Below are 1,133 nucleotides of genomic sequence, written 5' to 3' on the forward strand. Positions count from 1 at the left end.
TTTTTCTATACACTGTTTTATTTGACGCTTACGAAAGAGGGATAACCACTTTTCACGTCGTAACGGAAAGGGGGTGCGATTGATGAAACCGTCTGACTTCCAGAAAACAGTTCAATGCCGTTTTGAAAGTTGTTTGAAGAAAGTTGTCCGACATGTTGTTAAGGACTATCAGAAGAAATTAAAGCGACGACAAAAGGAAGAAACGCTTTTTTGTGAACTTCCAGAAATCGTTGTAGAAAGTCTGGCTGTCTGGGACGACTATGATACGGACTATACGATTTTCAATGTATGCGGTAGTGATATTCGTATTTGTGATGATGAACTGGCAGAAGCCTTGAAACATTTGTCTGAGCGTAATCGAGAAAATTTGCTGATGTATTATTTTTTGGAAATGAGCGATACCGAGATTGCAAAAAGACAAAATATTTCAAGAAGTGGTGTTTTTCAAAACCGACACAATTCACTAGAGCTTATGAAAAAAATACTAAAGGAGAAATGATAGCAAATGAAACACACAATGAAGAAGCCGTCCTACTATTTGCTTTCGCAGGCAATGGACGGGGACGAAAAAGCGATTGAAAAGATACTGGCATTTTATGACCCGTACATATCAAAGTGCTGTCTGCGTCCACTCTATGATGAATACGGCAATGTTTATATTGTTGTAGATATGGAGTTAAAGGGACTCATCAGAGAAGCACTTATTAAAATGATTTTAGGGTTTGATATTGCCTTAGAAATCGAAGAAGAATAACAAGCAGTAACCGCAGAGCATGATTGGTTCAATCCCCTCTTTCCTGCTCTGCACCTGTTTTTACATGAAAGCAACACGCTTTCGCCACAGCTCTTTGACAACTGAATAAAGCAGACAGATACGTTTGTGAGATAGCAAGCCACGGGGACTGTACGCCATGACCTTTCCAAAAGAAAGCGAGCGACCCACGCAGTGATCCGAGAGCGACCGTTGGAAAAGTCGCTTTGCCACGACCTATCCTCACAGAATAATGATACGTCCGCATGGTGCGGTTCTGCCCACAAGAATGGGAATAGTTGAGATACTAATGGAGCTTTCCAAAGCCGTCTGTCTGCTTGTAAAAAACAACACACAGTAAAGGGGGTGCATAGATTATGAA

At 41.0% G+C, this 1,133-nt stretch carries 2 protein-coding genes; both read left to right on the top strand.

Translation table 11 applies throughout. The features are described from left to right. Positions 1–133: 133 nt before the first annotated feature. A complete protein-coding gene (locus HMPREF0373_RS04565) occupies positions 134–499 on the top strand; it encodes an RNA polymerase sigma factor (RefSeq protein ID WP_242831186.1) in 366 nt (121 codons plus the stop codon). 6 nt (positions 500–505) lie between these two features. Next, positions 506–754 (top strand): helix-turn-helix domain-containing protein, encoded by a 249-nt coding sequence (locus HMPREF0373_RS04570; RefSeq protein ID WP_002323370.1) that lies wholly within the window; start codon positions 506–508, stop codon positions 752–754. Positions 755–1,133: the final 379 nt, after the last annotated feature.

The sequence above is a fragment of the Eubacterium ramulus ATCC 29099 genome (assembly GCF_000469345.1).
Lineage (GTDB): Bacteria > Bacillota > Clostridia > Lachnospirales > Lachnospiraceae > Eubacterium_I > Eubacterium_I ramulus.

What these genes read in the sequence shown, in the direction of transcription:
- HMPREF0373_RS04570 (WP_002323370.1), top strand. Translation starts at nt 506, where the DNA reads ATGAAACACACAATGAAGAAGCCGTCCTACTATTTGCTTTCGCAGGCA.